Here is an 18,664-nt window from a genome sequence, read left to right as displayed (position 1 = left end):
TCAGGCTGACGCGCCGATCCCGGTAATAGGCCCAGGCTGGGTTGCTGCGTTACTGGTCAGAGGTGCTGTCATTCTAGTTTTTCCCTTCATCGCATTATCTTAGGTTCGAACGTCTGCTCTTGGCCGATTTCTGCCTCACAAGAGGCTTCCCTCCGCTTGCAAAAATCGATCAGGCCGGCATGGGCAAAGGGCACTGGATACCTTGTCATCGATGATCTCCTCGCTGGCCAGACGTCCCACTATCGCCGCCAAAGTAATTCCAGGGTGCATCGCACAAACGTAGACGCCACCTACATTGGGGAGATAACCGATGATGGGGATGCCATCGGCAGGCATGGGCCTGAGGCCGACACAAGCCCGTTCCGGTTCTATGGAGACGACACCATGGAGTTCGTTCTGGATTGTCTTGGCAGTGCGAAGCGCTATCGCTGCCGGCTGATTTTCCACGGCATCGTTCAGATAATCTTCCGCCGCGAGCAACGCACCATCCGAACTTTGCCGCACTTCCATTTCAAGGCTGGATATGAGGGTGTGTACGAGGTCGGGTTGTGACTTGTAACGGATGAAAATGGCAGGGGAGGCCTCTATTGGCAGGGACACTCCAAGCATGTCTGTCAGTTTCGTGATGCCTGCCCCGGCTGCCAGTACGACAATATCGGCATCGAGGCTGCCTGTCGTTGTTTCGACTCCAGTCACCGTTGCACTCTGGGTTACAAAACCGAGCACTCGCGTCTGAGTGAGAATCTTTGCCCCATATGCCTGCGCACCTGCGATCAACGCATGCGTAGCTGCCACTGCGTCCAGCGCTCCTTCTTCAGCCGCATACAGAGCAGACTGGGGAGGGTTCTTGAGATTTGGTTCCAAGTCGAGAATCCGCGATCGAGACACCAGGTTTGCTGAAGCCTGGTGACCTGAGACTGGCAGCGCCTCAATCGCCATCGCACTGTAAGACAAGGCGCCTGTCCATCTTATCTCCAGACCTGGCAGCTGCGTTTCGAGTCGGCGGTACTCCTTGATGGCAGAACCGCGCAGTTGCGCGATTGGGTCGGGTTCGGGGTGTGAGGCATTGAGCCAGGCGAATGAGCTGCCAGTCACTCCCGAAGCTATATCTTCAGCTTCTACCAAAGTGACATTCGCGCCTTTAGCTGCCAAGTGATACGCCAATGACGCGCCAACGATGCCTGCACCAATGACAACGACTCGTTTGTCCTGACCATTTCCCATATCAACCTCCGTATTGTCGATGTGCCGATGGTACGGCAGCCGGATGATTTCATGACATGAGAACCTGATCGTTGAGCTTTTTAAGTGTCTGCTTCTGGCCGAGTCCGACAACGGTGCCGTGCGACTGATCCACCCCGGTCCTTCACCCACGTGGAGGGCACCACCATATACATACACAATCGCCAAATATCGACATCTGGAAATTGCTGAGCAAACCCGAACTGTGCTGAAGGCCTAGACGCATCAGGCGTGCCTGCGCAGCGAGGACTTCTTATGCTGCAATCACTGTTGACTCACCAATCACTAGCGGATGAGACCGGCTAAGATGACTGGTCGGCGACTGCGTAAATCCAGGGAAACCGCACATGCGCAAATATTTGGTTTTGCTACTGATTGGCGTCACAGGCGTTGCCAAGGCGCAATCTCAATGCTCAAACACGTGGTATCAATCGGTCGATAAGGTTATGCATACGGCTGATATGCAAGGGCACGAACCGGATCTAGGTTCTGACGAATGGAAGTCAGTGATCGAGATAAAGCTGGGGGTTCAAGAGGGGTCAGATGTCCCTGAGCGAAGCTCCGAACAGTGGTGCAATTACATTGATCAGCAAATCAGTGCGATACAGTCGACCGGGGCGCGCACGGGAACATCGTCGGCTATCAATTCGTCACCTGGTCCATCTTACGATTGCTCAAAGGCGGAGCCTGGCGGTGTCGAAGCATTGATATGTGAAGACAAGGAATTATCTGCCCTCGATCGCAAACTCTCGGCAGTGTATGCCAGTGCGAGTATCAAGGCTGGCAACGAGCATCCTCCAATGCTCAAAGCAGAGCAGCGGGGGTGGATCAAGGGGCGGGACGATTGCTGGAAGAGTGATGACGTCGGTGCATGCCTGCGCATGGAATACCATAACCGTATCGCTGAGTTGCAAGCACGGTACCGACTGATCTCTGGCACTGGGCCTGTCTTTTACGAATGCGACGGCAACCCTGCAAACGAGGTAACTGTCAGGTTCTTCGAAACTGATCCGCCGACATTAATAGCCGAGCGTGGCGACAGCGTATCGCTGATGTACCAGCAACTGCGTGGCATTGGCATCAAGTACGTCGGGCGTAATGAATCGCTTTGGGAACATAAGGCCGAAGCCATCATCACTTGGGGATATGGTGCGCCCGAAGAGCAATGCAAAAGAAAACCTTGAGCAGCGGTTTGTTCAGGCCAGGTAAATACAAATGGGTGAGAGGCCAGCTCTCATAGAAAGAGCCGCATACAGGAATCGGGTTGCCATCCATATGGTGTGCGGCCCATGCCAGTAGGTGTGCCGTACGTTCGGCAGCAACTGGCGACAGCGTTTTGCGCTGGAGAAGACCATGGGGGCGGCAGCTCTTGGCCGAAAGCGGTTGCCCTTGTGTGGCAACTAACGGCCAAAGGCGGACGCTTTTGGCCGTTAGCGCTATGAAGAGATTACAAGAAGCTATGCACCCACAAACTCGATCACCGTCTTGCCCTTGCCGCGGCCTTCGGCGACTTGGCGAAACGCCTCGTTGACGTCTTGCAGTGCAAAGTACTGTTGATCCACGCGGATCGTCAGTTGATCCGCGTTGGCCAGCGCAGCGGCCTCGCGCAGGATAGCGCCGTGATGTTCGCGTCCTTTGCCGGTGAGCAGCGGAGCCAGAGTGAAGACGCCCGAGTAGGTGGCACTTTTGAACGACAACGGTGCCAGGCTGTGCTGGCCCCAGCCCAGGCAGCTCAGCACGTGCCCGGTATAGGCTTTCACGGCTTGGAATGATGCATCCAGCGTGCTGCCGCCGACGGTGTCGTAGACAATATCGAACCCTTCGCCGGCGGTGTAGTGCTCGACATAATCCTCAACGCTCTGTGCCTGATAGTCGATCGCCGTCGCGCCCAGCGAGCGTATGAAGTCCAGACTGCCCGCCGAACCGGTGGCGTAGACATCGGCACCACGAGCCTTGGCCAGTTGCACAGCCACTTGGCCGACCCCACCCGCGCCGCCATGAATCAGTACTCGCTGGCCGGAGCGGACATTGGCTCGATCGACCAGACCTTCCCACGCGGTGATGAATACCAAAGGCAATGCAGCCGCCTCACGCATGCTGAGGGTCTGTGGCTTGACCGCGATCAGCCGGGCATCCACGGCAATGTACTCGGCCATGGTGCCTTGGGCACCGCCGATCCCGCCGGGCATGCCGAAGACTTCCTGGCCCTGGGTGAGCCCGTCGACCGCTTCGCCCACTTCGACCACCGTACCGGCAAGATCAAGGCCGAGCACGGCCGGCAGCTGTTGACGGGCGTGAGCCCCTGCGCCGGCGGCAATTTTGGTATCGAGCGGATTGACCCCTGCGGCGTGAACCTTGACCAATACTTGCCCCTTACCGGCAACAGGGCGATCGATGTGACGGATGGCCAGCGGGGATTGAGCGGACTCGGCGATGGCGACAAGCATGGAATGTTTCATGACGGGAACCTGTGTTGGGATGGACGCTTACAGATTGCCGCGCTTTAATCATTCCGATAAGAAACCCAATTCGCATATGACTTATTCCACAAAGAGAACCAATCGTCGATGGATCTGTTCGACAGCATGCATGTCTTTGTTCGCGTCGTGGAGCGCGGGTCTTTCTCGGCGGTCGCCCGTGAACTGAACATGGGGCAGCCGGCAGTGAGCAAGCAAGTGCGCGCGCTGGAGCAGTATCTGGGTGGGCCATTGTTCGCACGCAGCACTCGGCATTTGGCCCTGACCGACCAAGGTCAACGCTTCTACGACCACTGCCAGGAAATTCTCGGCCACGTCGAAACTGCCACGCGAAGCTTTACCAGTGGCCAGGAGCAGATCGCCGGCCCTTTACGAGTCGCCGCCCCGGTCAGTTATGGAAGGTTATGCATCGCACCGCTCATAGGGACTTTCCTGCAACGCCATCCTGATGTGCGGATTGACCTGCGGCTGAGTGACCACAATGAAGACCTGCTCAAGGAAAACATCGATCTGGCTATTCGCATTGGCGCGGTGAAGAGCGAGGGATTGGTGGCACTGCCACTGGGCAATAGCCCACGGCGTGTCTATGCCGCGCCCGCTTACCTGGCTCTGCACGGCGTGCCACGTGAGCCCAGCGAACTGTCCGATCACAACTGCATCGGCTTCACGTTGCTGGAGCATTACGACCGTTGGCACTTTACCCACAGCGCCGAAGAACTCGATGTAGCCATTCAGGGTAACGTCACCAGCAACAGCAGCGAGGCCATCCGCGAAATGGTGCTCTCCGGTTTGGGTATTTCTCTCTCACCGCAATGGCTGTTCACAGCTGACGTCGAGCAGGGCAGGGTGAGTACCGTACTCGACAGCTATCAGACCAGCGCGCTGCCTGTCAGCGCCGTACTCAGCCGCGAGCGACGACGTTCAGCGCGGACGATGGCGTTCATCGATTTTCTACGCGAGCAAATGTTGTAGAAGCGTTTCGCCGGGAAGACGGATCTACATCGACCATCAGCGAATTTTCCTGCCATTGAAGCCGACACGAACAGGTGGCTCAAGCTGATTTCTGCACAGCTCTTATTGGCGGTCGATCAAGCGCTGAGTTGTCCTTGGAGTGAGCGCGCTACGGCAAACTGGCGAAATCGGTGAGGTTCATCGCCATTACTCCTGCGCTGCAAGCGCCTCAATCAGTTCTTGGGTAGTCACGATTGAATGAGCGAAGGTCGGCCCGTTCAACTCATGGGCGGCGTGCATCATTTCCGCACGGAAAGCGGCGGTCGCATCGCGCACCAGCGTGACGTGGTAGCCCAGTTCCGAGGCGTAGCGGGCGGTCGCTTCGATGCAGGTGTTGGCGAGCAGGCCGACGATGATGACGTGGGTGATGCCTTTCTGCTTCAAACGAAAATCAAGGTCGGTATTGGCAAAGCCGCTGGAGCCCCAATGTTCCTGCACGACAATGTCGCCGTCCTTCGGCGCGAAATCGGGATGCCATTCGCCGCCCCATTCACCACGTGCGAAGTGGTGCATGTGCATGATTTTGCATTGGGTCGGTGTTGGATGATCCCAGCCTTCGTAGTCGCCATGTTCCCAACGGTGGTGCGGCACGATGACCACCGGAATGTTCTGCGCTCGTACGGCGCGATCGAGGGCCCGCAGGTTGTCGAGCAGCCCGACCTGTTCGGCAATCGGCTTGATCAAGGGGAAGACCTTGCCGTTTTCCGAGAGAAAATCGTTGTACGGATCGACCAGCAGATAAGCGGTGCGGTTCAGCGGGTAAGAGGCGTTCGACATGACGATGTACTCCACGCAAGTTGAGTGACCGATGCCGTGGGCTCGCCCGGGCATCAGTTTTTTATGACGACGAAAAAGCTCAAGTCAGTTGAAGGCGCTGCGGTAGGCAAAGAGGCCAGGCAAGCCGCCGGTCATCACAAACAGTAGATTGCTTCCTGCCGGGTAGTCGCCTTGGCGCACGGCAGCGAGCAACCCGGCGAAGGCCTTGCCACCGTAGACCGGATCCGTCAGCAAGCCCTCAACGGAGGCCAGCAGCCGGACCGCTTCGAGCATCGATTCGGTGGGGGCGCCATAGGCGTCGCCACGTTGACTGCCATCCACAGTGATTGCGCTTTCCGCAAGGGTTGCGGACGGGTCCAGGAGCTGCAAGGTTTCCCGAGTTTTGCTCAGGGTCGCCGCCGTGGCCTGCTCCTCAGTTGCCAATACCGAATAGCCGATAACTTCGGTTGATGATCGAGCGAGTGCCAGACCCGCTTGCAGTCCTGCATGGGTTCCGGCGCTGCCGTTGGGGATGATGATCCGCTCGAAGTGAACGCCGAGCGCGTCTGCCTGGCGGAGGATCTCCCCTGCACAAGCGGCGTAGCCCAGACTGCCCCTGGGGCTGGAGCCGCCCAACGGTATGAGGAAGGGTTTTTTGCCTTGGCTTTTGAGCGCGCTGAGCAATTCGCCAGCGTAGATGTCCGGCGTCAGACCCCGCGGCAGTCGATGAACCTTTGCGCCAAACAGGTCATCAAGCAATACGTTGCCGTTATGACAAAAATCATCATCGCTGCGCACCGCAGACGGGGTCAGGATAAGCTCGCAGGCCAAACCTTGGCGGGCCGCGACGGCGGCGGTCAGCCTGGCGTGATTGGATTGAAAACCGCCCCAGGTAACCAGTGTGTCGGCGCCTTCGGCCAATGCTTCGCCAAGCAGGAATTCAAGTTTGCGCAGTTTGTTACCACCACCGCCAAGGCCCATCAGGTCATCGCGTTTGACGTAGAGATTGCAGCCATGCAGCTCGGCTGCCCGGCTCAGGCGGGACAGCTTCTGAATCGGTGTCGGACCTTCCAGCAGCGCCACTCGAGGGTAAGCAGCCAGCGCAGTTTCCAGTTGATTCAAGTCGTGAGGCATGACGGTTCACTTGACGTTGATGAAAGGAAGTGGGGCGGTCACTTCACCAAGGCCCCGGCCAAATGGTTAATAACTGGTATTGAAGTTAAGTCGCTTTGTCAGGCTGTGGCGGGCTCTCGTGCGACTTGCCTGAGGATTTGTTCGTATTCCTTGACGGATAGCGATCCGGACACCAACTGACGACCGTTCAGTACCATGGCCGGGACCGAATTAATTCCGCGCTCAAGGTAAAAACTCTCAAGTTCACGGACCTCGAGAGCGAACGCCTCGCTGGCCAAAATCTCTCGGGCGCGGGTGGTTGAAAGTCCCGCTTCACCGGCCAGGCGCACCAATGTTTCGTGGTCGCTGGGGTTCTCGCCATTGGTGAAATAAGCCTCGATCAGGATTTTCTTCAGCGCGACCTGGCGGCCTTCCTGCACGGCCCAGAGCAAAAGGCGATGGGCATCGAAGGTGTTGTAGAAATGACTGCGCTTGTCCAGGTCGAACTGAAAACCGATGGCTTTGCCGCGCGCGACGATCATTTCATTGCGCGCGGCGACTTCTTCGGCGCTGCGCCCGTATTTGCGCATCATGTGCTTGATGGCGTGCTCGCCCTCGGCCGGCATGTCCGGGTTCAGTTCGAACGGCTTGAAGGTCAGTTCTACGGCAACCTCGCCGGCAACATTGGCGATGGCTTGTTCCAGCGCCGTGGCGCTGAGTGCGCACCAGGGGCACACCACATCCGACACAAAGTCGATACGGACGGGGAAAGTCATTTCTTCGACTCCGCCAGCTGTTGGCGGTACTCGGTGGTGGTAATTCCGGCATAGCCCCAGTTATCGGTGTCGACCTCTTCAATGACGATATGGGTGAGGTGCGGGTCCTTGTTGAGGACTGTTTGCATGGTTTTGGTGATCTCGGCGATGACTTGGGATTTCTGTTCTTTGGTAACGCCGTCGCGAGTGATACGAACGCTGATGAAAGGCATGGGATAAGTCTCCTGTGGGCGCCCCATCGACATGATGAGGGGAGCAGTGGGATGGACTTTAGAGTGTTGCGTTCAGGGGATAAATCAGGGGCGGAGAACATCACTTATAACGCGGTGTAATCAATACAACTGGTGGCTTTGCAGAAGGTAAATCGCCCTCCCTGGCTGCAGGCGCGGGGAGGGCGAATGCTACGGCGGGAGGAATCAGTTCTGCGCTTTGCTCATGCGGGTAAATAGCTCGGTGGGTACTTTCTTGCCGTTGGAAATGTACTGGTTGGTTCTGAACTTGTAGACCTCACCTTCCGAAAGAAAACCATCGTGGTTGGTGTCCATCGCTTTGAATTCTTCACCGCCCTGAGGTGCCACAGCCAGCAGCTCTTTAAGAGAAACGAGGCCATCATGGTCGGTATCTGTGCGAGCGAAAGAGTCGTCCCCACATTTGCCTTCACCGCACTTGCCCTCGGCAGTAGCGGACTTGTCGCTGGCTTCGCTGGCGCCGCATTTGCCTTCGCCACACTTGCCTTCGCCGGTTTTATCGGCCGATGCCAGTTGGTAGCCTTGGGGCAATGGCTCAACAGCAAAAGCCGCAGACGATGCCAGGCTCATGCCACCGGCTAAGGCAATTGCGGCCAGGCCGAGACTGGTTTTGTTCGACATTGGTTTACGGTACATAGTGCTTCTCCAGATGCTTTGCGCGGCGAGGCCGCGATTCATGTCACGGGGCGGATAGACCCTCAAGGAAGCTCGAGGCGAAGGGCGCAAGCGTCTTCCACTTCGACAGAGCGACCTTATTCGGGCAGGCCTATTTAGCGGGAGTCATGTATCGGCGATGTATCGGCGAGAGGAGCATTTGTAAGCCAATCCCAAGACTTCGCGTTTGGGTACATAGAGATACAAAAACCGACCTCAGCCTTTGCGCGTCAGTCAGGACAACAGCTTTAAACGGGTGTCGCTGCTACCCCGACGGCAGCTTGCGCATGCAGCTGGCGCAGCAGAACCAGTGCGTCAGCGACGAAGCCGGTCACGTCTGAAGCACCAGCCTCCGCAGCCAAAGCGTGCAACTGCGCTCGACCATCCATGTCAGGGAACTGCTCGATCCGCTGCAACAAACGGAACGCGAGAGGGCTGACCTGGGAGAATTGCACCTGGCCACTCTGCACACGGCTGATCAGCAGCAACGTCGGTTGTTCTGGCGGTTCAGAAGGCAGATGACCTGGCCCGAGACGATGTACGGCCCAGGTGTAAGCCAGCGGCCAGACGAGCGGGGAGAGCCTGAGGGGGCGGTCGAGTAAGTGCGCCGCATCACTGGCCTTTAACGGCGCAGCGTCCAACTGTTGCAGCGCCATTTCCACCCACTCGTAATGCGCCAATTCAGGCAAGAACGGGTACCAGGGGTGTTCGTGATCAGGCGAGTCCTCCAGGCTCGCTACGAAGTCTACAAACTCACGAGCAATTTCTCCGAAGCGTGGCGTTTGCGCGCGGTAATCACGCAAAAAACGTCGCACCAGCGCACGCCAACCGGCATCACCCAGCACGGCAACCAGCACCGGAAACGTCCCACCCAGCAACCCCAACAGATTGTTCAACACCAAGTTGAGATAGACCTGCGCTCTTGCGGGATTCATCTGCGCAGGCGGCGCATAACTGTCCGGGTCACGCAGGTACCGGGTCAGCGCGAGCTGCTGACTGTGCAAACTTGAAGGGGAGTCAGCCATCGACAGTCACCCGCGCCAAAGCACCCGCGTCGCGTTGCAAGCGCCTGATGGTGTTCAGCTCAGCCACCAGTTCGTCGTAGGACGGAAAGTTGAAATCGCGCTCCAGCAGGGTTGGCTTCACGCCGAAAAGGTCATAAGCCTGTCCCAGCAATGACCAGACTACCGGTTTGACCGACGCACCATGGGTGTCGATGATCAGGTCATCAGCTTCGTCGTAATGCCCAGCCACATGCATGGCGACTACGCGTTCTGGTTCCAGGCCGGCGAGGAAAACCGTTGGATCAAAGCGATGGTTCACTGAGTTGACGTACACATTGTTGACGTCGAGCAACAGGTCGCAATCGGCCTCGCGGAGCACTGCATTGGTGAACGTCAGTTCGTCCATGTCCTGATGAGCAGCGGCGTAGTAAGAGACGTTCTCTACAGCAAGACGACGACCGAGAATGTCCTGTGCACGGCGGATGCGCGCAGCAACGTGATGAACGGCCTCCTCAGTGAATGGCAACGGTAGCAGGTCGTATAAATGGCCATCGTCATTGCAGTAACTGAGGTGTTCGCTATAAAACGGCACGTTGAAACGATCAAGAAACCCGCGGACTTGCTCAAGAAAAGACTCGTCCAGCGGCGCACTGCCACCCAGCGACAGTGACAGGCCATGGCATGACAGCGGGTAGCGTTCAGCCAGCAACTGCAGGACCTCACCATGAGCGCCGCCGATGCCGATCCAGTTCTCTGGAGCCACCTCCAGAAAATCGAAATCACCGACCGGAGCGTCACGAAGCGTATTGAGCAGCGCACGGCGCAACCCGAGCCCGACTGTCGCCTCCAGGGGGAGCTGTGGATCTAAATGCGTTGGTGATGAAGTGTTCGTTTGCATGAGCTCAATACTCCGATTCGACGTCTGAAACGCCCGATCCACGCCACCTCCACGGTCACCTTTGGCAGCCGGGTGGGCGTGGATCGGGCGATTGAAACCCGCCACGGTTCTGCTCAAACGAGGTTGATCACCACGTTGATGTTGTTCCGCGTCGCTTTAGAGTACGGGCATGTCTGGTGTGCGGTATCGATCAGGTCTTGAGCAACGTTGCGATCCAGCCCGGGAAGGTAGACGTTGAGGCGAGCCTGGAGGAAATAAGCGCCATCGGTTGTGCCTAGATCGACTTCGGCGTCGACCGCAAGGTCAATCGGGAGGGTGACTTTCAGCTTGCTCGCCGCTAGTCCCATTGCACCGATAAAACAAGCCGACCAACCTGCGGCGAACAACTGCTCTGGGTTGGTACCGGCGCCAGAAGTGCCAGGCGACGACAGCTTTATATCCAGTCGGCCGTCGTCACTGAGGGCGGTGCCATTGCGACCACCCGAAGAGGTATGGACTTTGCCGGTGTACAGCACTTTATCAATATGGGTCATGGTGAAACTCCTGATTAACTAGCGGGGGTTGAGAGCGATAACCTCGGTGACGCGATAACACTCAGCGTGCATTCAAACGCTTGAGATACCGACCGATGCATGCATCCAGGCTCAGCTTGCCGGCGCCTGTGAACACCAGTGGGAGAAGGGCTACGAGATAGATCAACGGCAGCTTGAAATTGCCGTAGCCTTTGTTGCTGATGGAGTACCCCATAGCCAGCTCACTCAATGTCGACCACTCTGCTGGCCAGTGAACTGCGGCAGTTGCCACGACGGTGACCACGATGAGGATCAGTGCCGAGAGGCGTGTTCCCAGGCCTACAAGCAAAGCGATGGAACAGAGCAGTTCTGCCCACATGGATAACTGCCAATTGAACGTAGCCGGCAGCTGATTGAAGGGAAAAGGAAAGGCCCCTTGAATGCTGGGGAACCAGTTCTCACCGTTCCACTTTTCCCATCCCGCTTCAAAAAACTCCCAGGCCAGAAAAACGCGCAGGCTCAAAGGGGCGATCCAGTCCCCAGCGCGATCGAGATTAAGTTGCAGCCGATTCAAGACCGATGACGCGTTTGTATGCATGGGTTTAATCCTCCGACTTGTCGTCAAGAAAGTGGAAGCCGTTCAGGTGCTCCCAATGACAGGTGTCAGGCACAGGAGCACTGCGCTGGCCGTGGGCGCAGTTCATCGTGCTGGTGTATCTCGCTTGTGTCTGAGGGGGCGGGAAGATCAATGTTGTGTAACGTGTTTGCGTCCGTACACACTTGGATACAGAGCGATACCTGTGGAAGGCGCTATTTTGGAGTTGGGATATACGATTGGCTGCGTTCTGCCGGTGACTGGCAGGAGGATTTCACAGGGCGAATGAAAGTCGCAGATGTGGGGGGCGAGGGCGTGGAAATGACTGTTGAATGAGGGGGCACGCCAGGTGCCCACCTTATCAGTCTGGAACCGCCTAGGGGATCAAGCGCATCTCCCGCAGTTTGTCGAACACGTCGAAAAATGCCTGATCGCTCGCCTGGTAGGCAGTGAAGCCCATCAGGCGGCTTTTCGACATATCCGTGACCACTTCGATGGGGCGGCCAAGGTCGGCATCGGTATGCCATGGGGAAATCAGACGTCCAATGTCGGACTCTTTCAAACCGTGCTTGGCGACTATTTGCGCCCATACGGCTTGATCGTCCGCCATCTGCTTCTCTAGAGGCGAGGGTGACGCGGGATAGTCAGCAGCAGGCAGGTCGAAGTATTCGGCAATGCGGCCCCACATCCATTTCCAGCGGAATACATCGCCATTAGTGACGTTGAACGCCTGGTTGGCCGCAGCCGGGGTGGTGGCCGCCCACAGTTGTTGCTTCGCCAACTGCCGCGCATCGGTCATGTCGGTGAGACTGTCCCACTGCACCCTGGAACCGGGAAACACAAAAGGGCGATTGGTGTGTTTGCAAATCGAGGCATAGACGGCGAGGGTGGTTGCCATGTTCATCGCGTTGCCCACGGCCACCCCAGTGACGGTATGCGGGCGATGAACGCTCCACGTGAAGCCATCCTTTTCAGCCGCGGCGAAGAGTTCGTCTTCCTGAGCGTAATAGAAATTCTCGACTTCCAGACGACCCTGTTCTTCGCGAAACGGCGTCTGTGGCAGGCTGCCTTTACCATAGGCTTCGAACGGGCCGAGGTAGTGTTTCAGGCCGGTAACCAGTGCTACGTGTTTGACGCTTTTGGCTGGGCGAATGGCGGCGAGGACGTTGCGTACCATGGCCGCATTGACGCGAATGTTCTCGGCCTCCGTGGCTTGCCGCGACCATGTGGTAATGAACACATGCGTGGGTTTCACATCCCTCAGCGCCTGTTCCAAAGAGGCTGGATCCTGAAGGTCCGCCGCGACAGGGATCACGCCTGGCGCTTGCGACGGATGCCTCGACAGCGCGGCGACTTGCCACTGGTTGTCGATGAGTAACTGAGTGATGGCGCTGCCGACAATGCCGCTGGCGCCCACGACTAAAGCTGTCTGGGTCATAGGTTTCTCCTGAATTCAGGTTTGGGAGTCCGCCTGAGCAGAAGAGGTTCAACCTGAAAATCCGTTAGAGTGTTCCCCACTCCCCGTTAAAGCCTGTGAACAATGACTCGTCCGCTGTTTGTTTCCCTTGATGGCCCCAAAGGCGTCGGCAAAACCTCGCTGTTGGAGGCCATCACTGAAGTCCTGAGGGCAGACAACCAGAAAGTCATCCGGTTGTGCGAGAAAAAAAGCGACCCGTTCAGGGGCGAGACAATGCATCTGGTGAACCGACTCGTCCGACATCCTGACCGGGATCTGGAACTGGAAGTCTGCCAACGCCTCGCTGATAGCCGCAGCTGGATTTCCCGAAACGTGCTGACCAGACAACCCACCGACAGCATCATCCTGATCGATCGCTGGTATCCATCCGATGCGGCGTTTCGCCGGATAGTCCCGTTTGCTGAAATCCTGCAATTAAACCGTGATCGCAACGTTCAGGTGCCCGACCTGCATGTTGGCGTGGTCACGGCGGCGGAAATTTCGTGGGCGAGGGCGGGGGCGCGACGGCGTGGCTTGAGCAGTACTGTGCTTCGCGGTCTGGAGGAGCATGTCGCTTGTACTGAGGCGTTTGAGGTGGCCGCTGCCGATCAGGGTTGGTTTTTGTGTCGGAATGAGGGAACGATCGAGGAGGCGACGGGGCGGGTGGTAGGGGAGATTAATCGGGTGGTGAGCCGTCTACGCGTTCCTTAGCGCCAGTCCCTCAGGGCAGATCACGGTCGACTAAGAAAGGCAGCGCGGAAAGTGCCATTGCACAAAAAAACGGGGCTCCAGCGTTGCGAATATGTGCTGGAGCCCCGCATCGATCGGCTATCAGTCGAAACTCAGTTCCTGAGTCTTGATGTGATTGGCCACTGCGCCGGAGATGGCGTCGAAGATTGCTTTTTCATTGTTGCTGTAGACCTCCATGTCGAGATCCAGGGTAATGGCTGCGCTGCGGATCATTACACCTTCATGGTGGTAGCTGACAAACAATGAGTGCCAGTCTGTGAATTCCACATCCAACACGAGGTAAACCACCGTCACCGAAGCCATGCCCTGGTCGTTCTTGATGGGGCCAAAGGCGACAGTCGTGCGGCCGTCCTTAGTGCTGGCCTTGTTCCACCAGAAGGTCATGAAGTCGTGGGTGCCCGAATCGTTGGGATCCTTGGCCAAGAGCGTCGCGAGCTGCTTGAAACTCTCGAGTTCCGTCGCTCCCAGATACGTGCCAACGATGGTGGTCAGCAAACTACCGATGTCCACGTTACCTGAAGAGACATCCTGCCTGACCTGGCCGCCACTCGCTGCCTTTACGGTAAAGCCCAGATCGGTCAGTTGGTAAACCACAGCATCGAACCATTGCTTCGTCTGCAGATAGTCCGTATTGGTGATGTCCACGCCCTTGCTTTTCAGGACCGCACGCGCAGCCCCCTGTGCGTAGAGGTTCAGGTGGGAGTATGCGCTGACCTGCTCCGGGGTAGCATCGGTCATGGCATAAACCAACTGCGAGTCGATGGCTGTGGCGTCGATTGTCGTCGTAGTTCCACCGGTTACCACGCTGCCCAGCTTAGGCGGCGCAAGGGCAGGCCATGCGCAGGTGATGATCCTGCTCGTAAATCCCACACCATCGCGAAGATAGGCTTGACGAGAGCGCCAGTCGGGATGGGAAGTGCGGTCGATAGTGAAAGGGACGTCACGCAAGCCTTCGGGAGGGTTACCTATGGACTTGTCGATTGCCACGTTGAGTCTCTTCAGAAGCCCGTCGCACTCGCATTTCGCGAAAACATTTAGATGGTAGTTCAGGCCTTCTGTGTTGGTGACTTGCACGTGAGCACCAGCCCCCAGGGCCGCTTGGCAAGTTGAGATGTTCCGACCGAAAAGGCTGAACGTTTTCTGGGACTCGAACTTCACTTCTACATCAGCTTTTGCAGATTCCTTAGTGCACATGATGATCTCCAGCTCATACCCAGGCGTCATTGCTTGGGCATCTAGAAGTTATCAATATCGGCCCCTTCGTGAAGCTCAGTCGGTTGAGCAGGGCTCACGAATTGCCCTGAAAATATTGCGTGGCGCTCAAGGTGCTGGAGTAGTCACTTCATCAAGAAACTTGGCGAGGTTACGAACATCGTTGTCGGCCATTCTTTCAATTACGTCCGCGAGCGCTTTGCGATGCGGCGCGTCATGCATGGCGCCGAGCGAGTGCTGTCCACGGCCGAGCAGAAGCCAGTCGGCATTGACGTTCAGCTCGACGCACAGCTTGGCGAAGTTCTCCATACTGATTGGCTCTGAACGAAACCACCGACTGAGGGCGCTGTCCGTCACACCGATTCGGTGTGACAGCGCGTAGAGTTTTGGAAACCCACGAAGGGTATATGCGAACTGAAGTCTCTCGCCGTAGCTCTTGATGCCATGCATTTCCATATCTTTCTTCGTCCTTTACTCGGAGAGGCATCGAAAGCTTCAGAAGTCCGCAGCCTCTCCGGGTTTAAGGCGGGTGAAGCCCCCAAGAGCGAATCGAATATTGTGAGAGGCACATGGCAGCGCGCCAACGATTGCTCTCGGCCATGCTAAAGACGAACTCATGTGCAGTGATATGAACTTTGCCGACTGAGAGCTCAGGTAGGTGTCCGGCCAAGGTGGTGAGAGGTCAAGGTGGGAGAAAAACGACGCTGGATAAGTTTAAGCCCAGACGATGCTGCATACCTTATTTAACATAATATACATTACACGTAACAAGATGTTACAGGGTTAGCGTGGTTGCCCGAGAGATTTGAATCTGCGCGGTCGCTTCAAAACCAGCTTTCCCTGCAAACTGCATTTGTCCCAATCTACAACTCTCAATCTTCACCGCGCGTAAGCATTTCAATCAGCGCTCCATGCTGCGGATGCTGTGCCGTGAGTTTTGCGCGATTACCGACTTCCATGTCCGCGAAATCAAACCCAGGCGAAACCGCTTCGCTGATCAAGCCAAAGCCATTCGAGCCTTCCAGCAATCGAGAGGCTTTCCAGATTCCACCCGGTACGTGCAATTGCAGTTGCTGACCAGCCAAAACATCGCTGCCCATCACCAGCGTTTGCAGTGAGCCGTCGGCGTGGATCAGGTTGTATTCGATGGCGTCGCCCAACTGAAAATAATGCAGGATGTCGGATTGGTTGAAATGAAACTGGCCCGCCGGCGATTGCTCAGTGAGCAGATAGTAGATCGAGGTCAGCAGATATCGCGTGCCTTGCTGCGTTTCGAGGCAGGCACGGTGATCGGCTTGATAGGTTCTGCGGTAATAACCGCCCTCGACATGGGGCTGTAGATTCAGCGCAGCAATCACATCTGTAGCATTCGGCTTGCGCTGAATCATGGCCTTCTCCGTTGCAGGTACGGTTTTTTGTTAGCTCAACTAAACGGTCATTTAGTGTAGTTAACGTGTTTTCGAAGACGATCGACGCACTTACCCTGCTCTATTAGAAATCTACCGTCGCCGACAGCAGATACGTTCGCGGCGTAGAAAGCGTCAACCCCGGCTCACTATCATCCGATGCACCCGCCGAGCTCCAATAGCGTTTATCCAGAACGTTTTCGACATTGGCGCGCAAGGTGATCGTTTTCTCGTCCAGCCTGAAAGCATAGCGTGTGCCTACGTCGAACCGTTCCCAGGAGTCGATTTCCTTATCATTCGCCTGATCCAGATACTGCGAACTCGAATAGATTCCACGACTGGTCAATGTCAAACCCTGCACAGTCGGCACGTCCCACTCTGCACCAAGGTTGACGTTGTATTTCGGTGTTGCCGGTGCGCGGTTGCCGTCGAATGTACCGTTGGTGGTATCGGTCAGTTCGCTATCGATGTACATCACCCCGCCGAGCAATCGGAAGCCCTTCAGCGGTTCGCCAAACACGCTCAGTTCTACGCCGTTGTTCTCACGCTTGCCGTTCGGGCCGAAGACTCGCGTGGTCGCATTGGTTTCGTAGGCAGGCTGTTTGATGCGGAACACCGCTGCCGTCAGCGCGTATGAGCCCGCGTCGTACTTGGCGCCGACTTCAACCTGACGGCTGATGAATGGCGGGAAGATTTCGTCTTCGTTGATAGATGTCGATGGCGCGATTTTGCCTTGGCTGAGGCCTTCCATGTAGTTGGCGTACAGCGAGAGTTTGTCCGTCGCCTTGAACAGAATGCCGCCCGACGGCGAGACTTTTTCCTCATCGTAAGCCGTGTCGCCCTTGATGCCGTCGCTCCAGTCATCGACTTTGACTCGCTGCCAGCGCGCCCCCAAAGTCAGCAACAGGCGATCGTCGAAGAAGCCAAGCGTGTCGGACAACGCCACGCCGCTGAAGCGGTTCTCGGTATAGACCTTGGCGTCATTGCGGGTCGGCGTGCCGGGTCTGGCTATTTCCACCGGGTCGTAGAGATTGCTGCGCCCGGCCGCGTAACGGGCGCCGCCGTTTTCGAAGTCCATATAATAGTAGTTGGCCGCCAAGTTCACTTCATGGCTGACCGGTCCGGTCTGGAACCAGTTACGCACCCCAGCGGTAGCCGTGCGAACGTTTTCGTCGCGAGTGAAGTGGCGCGGCTGGACGCTGAAGTCGCCGGCGTCATTGGTCACCGAAACCGCGTGGCGCAAGAAGTCGTGATTGCTTTTACGTGCGCCGACGCCGCCATACAGCATGACTGAATCGCTGACATCGTACTCGCCGTTGAGCGTGCCGAAAGTGTCTTTGGTTCGCGCCCGGCTCCAGGGTTGCGCATAGTTGTCGCGCACATCATTGGCGTTCGGCACCTTGGCATTGGCGGCGACTTGCACGCGTTCCTGCGGTGCGTCGGTGTCGCGCTCGGTGTGGCCGATATCGGTGGAAAGTCGCAAGCGTTCACCACGGAAATCCAGACCGAGTACCGCCATGTCGCGATCGACGCTCTGATGATCCCATTCGGTATCGCCGGACTGTTTGACCCCGTTGAAGCGCACCCCGAATTGATTGTCTTCGCCAAAACGCCGTCCGACATCCACCGCGCCGCCGACTTGATTGTTCGAGGCGTAATTGGCTGTCAGCGAGGTGATCGGCTTGTCGGTCGCGCGTTTCGGCACGACGTTGATCCCCCCTCCTACACTGCCCCGTGGCGAAATCCCGTTGATCAATTGGCTCGGGCCTTTGAGGATGTCGACGCGATCGGCCATTTCCATGTCGATGGTGTAAGTCGGCAACACACCGTAGAGGCCGTTGTAGGCAACATCACTGTTGAACAAGCTGAAACCACGAATGGTGAATTGCTCATAGCGGCCACCGGCCGGGTTGGTGGCGCGTACCGAAGGGTCGGTACTGATCAGATCGCCGAGCGTGCGCGCCTGTTGGTTTTTCACCGTTTCGCTGGTGTAGGTGGTCATGCTGAACGGGGTTTCCATGAAATCCCTGGAACCCAACAACCCTTGCGAGCCACGCCGCGCGACCTGACCGCCAGCAAACACGTCGGCATCCGCTGAACCGCTCGCGCCCAGAATGGATGTCGGCGCCAGTTGCAAGGTGCTGCCTTGCGCTGCGGGCACCAGCGTATAAGCCTGATCGCCGACCGGTTGCAGCTGCAAACCCGAACCCAGCAACAACCGGCTGAACCCCTCCTCCACGCCATATTCACCGGACAAACCATTGCTGTTGCGGCCGCTGACCAGTGCCGGATCCACCGACAGATTGACGCCGGCGAGACCGGCGAAGCGCGTCAGCGCTGTACTCAGACTACCGGCCGGCACCTGATAACTGCGGCGACTGCCATCGTCGGCCCAGCTCGATTGGATCAACACGGGGCTGGCACTCAGGCTCAGCAAAAGGCTCAACTGCAACAACGGACGCAAACGACCTGGAAATACTGCGGGCATTGGAAGAAGCTCTCGATTTTGTTCACTTGCCTGGAATGACCAGCGAGGCGAAAAAAAGGGACAGGC

General features: G+C 57.2%; 19 protein-coding genes. 3 read left to right on the top strand and 16 right to left on the bottom strand.

Translation table 11 applies throughout. From position 1 onward, the window contains the following. Window positions 1–135: 135 nt before the first annotated feature. Window positions 136–1,224 carry an NAD(P)/FAD-dependent oxidoreductase gene (locus tag NF676_RS14105; RefSeq protein ID WP_252886217.1) on the bottom strand — a complete coding sequence of 363 codons (1,089 nt, stop codon included), beginning with the start codon at window positions 1,222–1,224 and terminating at the stop codon, window positions 136–138. A gap of 365 nt (window positions 1,225–1,589) precedes the next feature. Here NF676_RS14105 and NF676_RS14100 point away from each other — a divergent pair, with 365 nt between their 5' ends. Next, a complete protein-coding gene (locus NF676_RS14100) occupies window positions 1,590–2,426 on the top strand; it encodes an MliC family protein (RefSeq protein WP_252886216.1) in 837 nt (278 codons plus the stop codon). A 273-nt stretch (window positions 2,427–2,699) separates the two neighbouring features. Here the strand turns inward: NF676_RS14100 and NF676_RS14095 are convergent, their stop codons facing one another. Next, window positions 2,700–3,701: a zinc-dependent alcohol dehydrogenase family protein gene (locus tag NF676_RS14095; RefSeq protein WP_252886215.1), complete on the bottom strand. Its 1,002-nt coding sequence runs from the start codon at window positions 3,699–3,701 to the stop codon at window positions 2,700–2,702. Between the two features lie 108 nt (window positions 3,702–3,809). Between NF676_RS14095 and NF676_RS14090 the strand changes: the two genes are divergently transcribed. Then, complete coding sequence (locus NF676_RS14090) at window positions 3,810–4,691, top strand: LysR family transcriptional regulator (protein ID WP_252886214.1); 882 nt, start codon at window positions 3,810–3,812, stop codon at window positions 4,689–4,691. 186 nt (window positions 4,692–4,877) lie between these two features. Here the strand turns inward: NF676_RS14090 and NF676_RS14085 are convergent, their stop codons facing one another. From NF676_RS14085 to NF676_RS14040, 10 genes are all read right to left on the bottom strand, one after another. Continuing rightward, window positions 4,878–5,507, bottom strand: a complete 630-nt coding sequence (locus NF676_RS14085; protein ID WP_207809576.1) for a cysteine hydrolase family protein — start codon at window positions 5,505–5,507, stop codon at window positions 4,878–4,880. An 84-nt stretch (window positions 5,508–5,591) separates the two neighbouring features. Further along, window positions 5,592–6,620, bottom strand: a complete 1,029-nt coding sequence (locus NF676_RS14080) for a D-cysteine desulfhydrase family protein (RefSeq protein WP_252886213.1) — start codon at window positions 6,618–6,620, stop codon at window positions 5,592–5,594. Between the two features lie 98 nt (window positions 6,621–6,718). Next, window positions 6,719–7,375 (bottom strand): DsbA family oxidoreductase, encoded by a 657-nt coding sequence (locus NF676_RS14075; RefSeq protein WP_252886212.1) that lies wholly within the window; start codon window positions 7,373–7,375, stop codon window positions 6,719–6,721. Next, the gene (locus tag NF676_RS14070) at window positions 7,372–7,587 is read right to left on the bottom strand and encodes a tautomerase family protein (RefSeq protein WP_024012974.1); all 216 of its coding nucleotides are present in this window, start codon (window positions 7,585–7,587) and stop codon (window positions 7,372–7,374) included. The genes NF676_RS14075 and NF676_RS14070 overlap by 4 nt, the downstream gene beginning before the upstream one ends. 204 nt (window positions 7,588–7,791) lie before the next feature. Beyond that, entirely contained in the window at window positions 7,792–8,244 is a 453-nt protein-coding gene (locus NF676_RS14065) for an HvfA family oxazolone/thioamide-modified RiPP metallophore (protein ID WP_252886211.1), read from the bottom strand. Window positions 8,245–8,525: 281 nt separating this feature from the next. Further along, on the bottom strand, window positions 8,526–9,302 hold the full coding sequence (locus NF676_RS14060; RefSeq protein WP_252886210.1) for an HvfC family RiPP maturation protein: 777 nt from the start codon (window positions 9,300–9,302) through the stop codon (window positions 8,526–8,528). Next, window positions 9,295–10,179, bottom strand: a complete 885-nt coding sequence (locus NF676_RS14055; RefSeq protein ID WP_236168811.1) for an HvfB family MNIO-type RiPP peptide maturase — start codon at window positions 10,177–10,179, stop codon at window positions 9,295–9,297. The genes NF676_RS14060 and NF676_RS14055 overlap by 8 nt, the downstream gene beginning before the upstream one ends. 113 nt (window positions 10,180–10,292) lie before the next feature. Further along, a complete protein-coding gene (locus NF676_RS14050; protein ID WP_252886209.1) occupies window positions 10,293–10,712 on the bottom strand; it encodes an organic hydroperoxide resistance protein in 420 nt (139 codons plus the stop codon). 61 nt (window positions 10,713–10,773) lie between these two features. Further along, a complete protein-coding gene (locus NF676_RS14045; RefSeq protein ID WP_123442477.1) occupies window positions 10,774–11,289 on the bottom strand; it encodes an HvfX family Cu-binding RiPP maturation protein in 516 nt (171 codons plus the stop codon). A 373-nt stretch (window positions 11,290–11,662) separates the two neighbouring features. After that, a complete protein-coding gene (locus NF676_RS14040; RefSeq protein ID WP_252886208.1) occupies window positions 11,663–12,724 on the bottom strand; it encodes an SDR family oxidoreductase in 1,062 nt (353 codons plus the stop codon). A gap of 102 nt (window positions 12,725–12,826) precedes the next feature. On the opposite strand from NF676_RS14040, the gene NF676_RS14035 reads away from it, so the two are divergent. Beyond that, window positions 12,827–13,453 carry a dTMP kinase gene (locus NF676_RS14035; RefSeq protein WP_095180028.1) on the top strand — a complete coding sequence of 209 codons (627 nt, stop codon included), beginning with the start codon at window positions 12,827–12,829 and terminating at the stop codon, window positions 13,451–13,453. A 120-nt stretch (window positions 13,454–13,573) separates the two neighbouring features. Here NF676_RS14035 and NF676_RS14030 read toward each other — a convergent pair whose 3' ends face one another. The 4 genes from NF676_RS14030 to NF676_RS14015 form a co-directional block, all read right to left on the bottom strand. Then, window positions 13,574–14,686, bottom strand: coding sequence for a hypothetical protein (locus tag NF676_RS14030; protein ID WP_252886207.1), 1,113 nt, complete (start codon window positions 14,684–14,686; stop codon window positions 13,574–13,576). Window positions 14,687–14,812: 126 nt separating this feature from the next. Then, entirely contained in the window at window positions 14,813–15,160 is a 348-nt protein-coding gene (locus NF676_RS14025) for a helix-turn-helix domain-containing protein (RefSeq protein ID WP_252886206.1), read from the bottom strand. Between the two features lie 416 nt (window positions 15,161–15,576). After that, complete coding sequence (locus tag NF676_RS14020; protein WP_252886205.1) at window positions 15,577–16,092, bottom strand: cupin domain-containing protein; 516 nt, start codon at window positions 16,090–16,092, stop codon at window positions 15,577–15,579. A 103-nt stretch (window positions 16,093–16,195) separates the two neighbouring features. Continuing rightward, window positions 16,196–18,598, bottom strand: a complete 2,403-nt coding sequence (locus NF676_RS14015) for a TonB-dependent receptor (protein WP_252886204.1) — start codon at window positions 18,596–18,598, stop codon at window positions 16,196–16,198. Window positions 18,599–18,664: the final 66 nt, after the last annotated feature.

Origin of the sequence: Pseudomonas siliginis (assembly GCF_024072275.1) — a bacterium.
GTDB lineage: Bacteria > Pseudomonadota > Gammaproteobacteria > Pseudomonadales > Pseudomonadaceae > Aquipseudomonas > Aquipseudomonas siliginis.
The sequence above is the reverse complement of the archived record's forward strand: the minus strand, read 5'-3'. Positions and strand labels throughout refer to the sequence as shown.

What these genes read in the sequence shown, in the direction of transcription:
- NF676_RS14060 (WP_252886210.1), bottom strand. Translation starts at nt 9,302, where the DNA reads ATGGCTGACTCCCCTTCAAGTTTGCACAGTCAGCAGCTCGCGCTGACC.
- NF676_RS14075 (WP_252886212.1), bottom strand. Translation starts at nt 7,375, where the DNA reads ATGACTTTCCCCGTCCGTATCGACTTTGTGTCGGATGTGGTGTGCCCC.
- NF676_RS14045 (WP_123442477.1), bottom strand. Translation starts at nt 11,289, where the DNA reads ATGCATACAAACGCGTCATCGGTCTTGAATCGGCTGCAACTTAATCTC.
- NF676_RS14035 (WP_095180028.1), top strand. Translation starts at nt 12,827, where the DNA reads ATGACTCGTCCGCTGTTTGTTTCCCTTGATGGCCCCAAAGGCGTCGGC.
- NF676_RS14040 (WP_252886208.1), bottom strand. Translation starts at nt 12,724, where the DNA reads ATGACCCAGACAGCTTTAGTCGTGGGCGCCAGCGGCATTGTCGGCAGC.
- NF676_RS14055 (WP_236168811.1), bottom strand. Translation starts at nt 10,179, where the DNA reads ATGCAAACGAACACTTCATCACCAACGCATTTAGATCCACAGCTCCCC.
- NF676_RS14015 (WP_252886204.1), bottom strand. Translation starts at nt 18,598, where the DNA reads ATGCCCGCAGTATTTCCAGGTCGTTTGCGTCCGTTGTTGCAGTTGAGC.
- NF676_RS14050 (WP_252886209.1), bottom strand. Translation starts at nt 10,712, where the DNA reads ATGACCCATATTGATAAAGTGCTGTACACCGGCAAAGTCCATACCTCT.
- NF676_RS14030 (WP_252886207.1), bottom strand. Translation starts at nt 14,686, where the DNA reads ATGTGCACTAAGGAATCTGCAAAAGCTGATGTAGAAGTGAAGTTCGAG.
- NF676_RS14070 (WP_024012974.1), bottom strand. Translation starts at nt 7,587, where the DNA reads ATGCCTTTCATCAGCGTTCGTATCACTCGCGACGGCGTTACCAAAGAA.
- NF676_RS14025 (WP_252886206.1), bottom strand. Translation starts at nt 15,160, where the DNA reads ATGGAAATGCATGGCATCAAGAGCTACGGCGAGAGACTTCAGTTCGCA.
- NF676_RS14105 (WP_252886217.1), bottom strand. Translation starts at nt 1,224, where the DNA reads ATGGGAAATGGTCAGGACAAACGAGTCGTTGTCATTGGTGCAGGCATC.
- NF676_RS14090 (WP_252886214.1), top strand. Translation starts at nt 3,810, where the DNA reads ATGGATCTGTTCGACAGCATGCATGTCTTTGTTCGCGTCGTGGAGCGC.
- NF676_RS14085 (WP_207809576.1), bottom strand. Translation starts at nt 5,507, where the DNA reads ATGTCGAACGCCTCTTACCCGCTGAACCGCACCGCTTATCTGCTGGTC.
- NF676_RS14095 (WP_252886215.1), bottom strand. Translation starts at nt 3,701, where the DNA reads ATGAAACATTCCATGCTTGTCGCCATCGCCGAGTCCGCTCAATCCCCG.
- NF676_RS14080 (WP_252886213.1), bottom strand. Translation starts at nt 6,620, where the DNA reads ATGCCTCACGACTTGAATCAACTGGAAACTGCGCTGGCTGCTTACCCT.
- NF676_RS14100 (WP_252886216.1), top strand. Translation starts at nt 1,590, where the DNA reads ATGCGCAAATATTTGGTTTTGCTACTGATTGGCGTCACAGGCGTTGCC.
- NF676_RS14065 (WP_252886211.1), bottom strand. Translation starts at nt 8,244, where the DNA reads ATGTCGAACAAAACCAGTCTCGGCCTGGCCGCAATTGCCTTAGCCGGT.
- NF676_RS14020 (WP_252886205.1), bottom strand. Translation starts at nt 16,092, where the DNA reads ATGATTCAGCGCAAGCCGAATGCTACAGATGTGATTGCTGCGCTGAAT.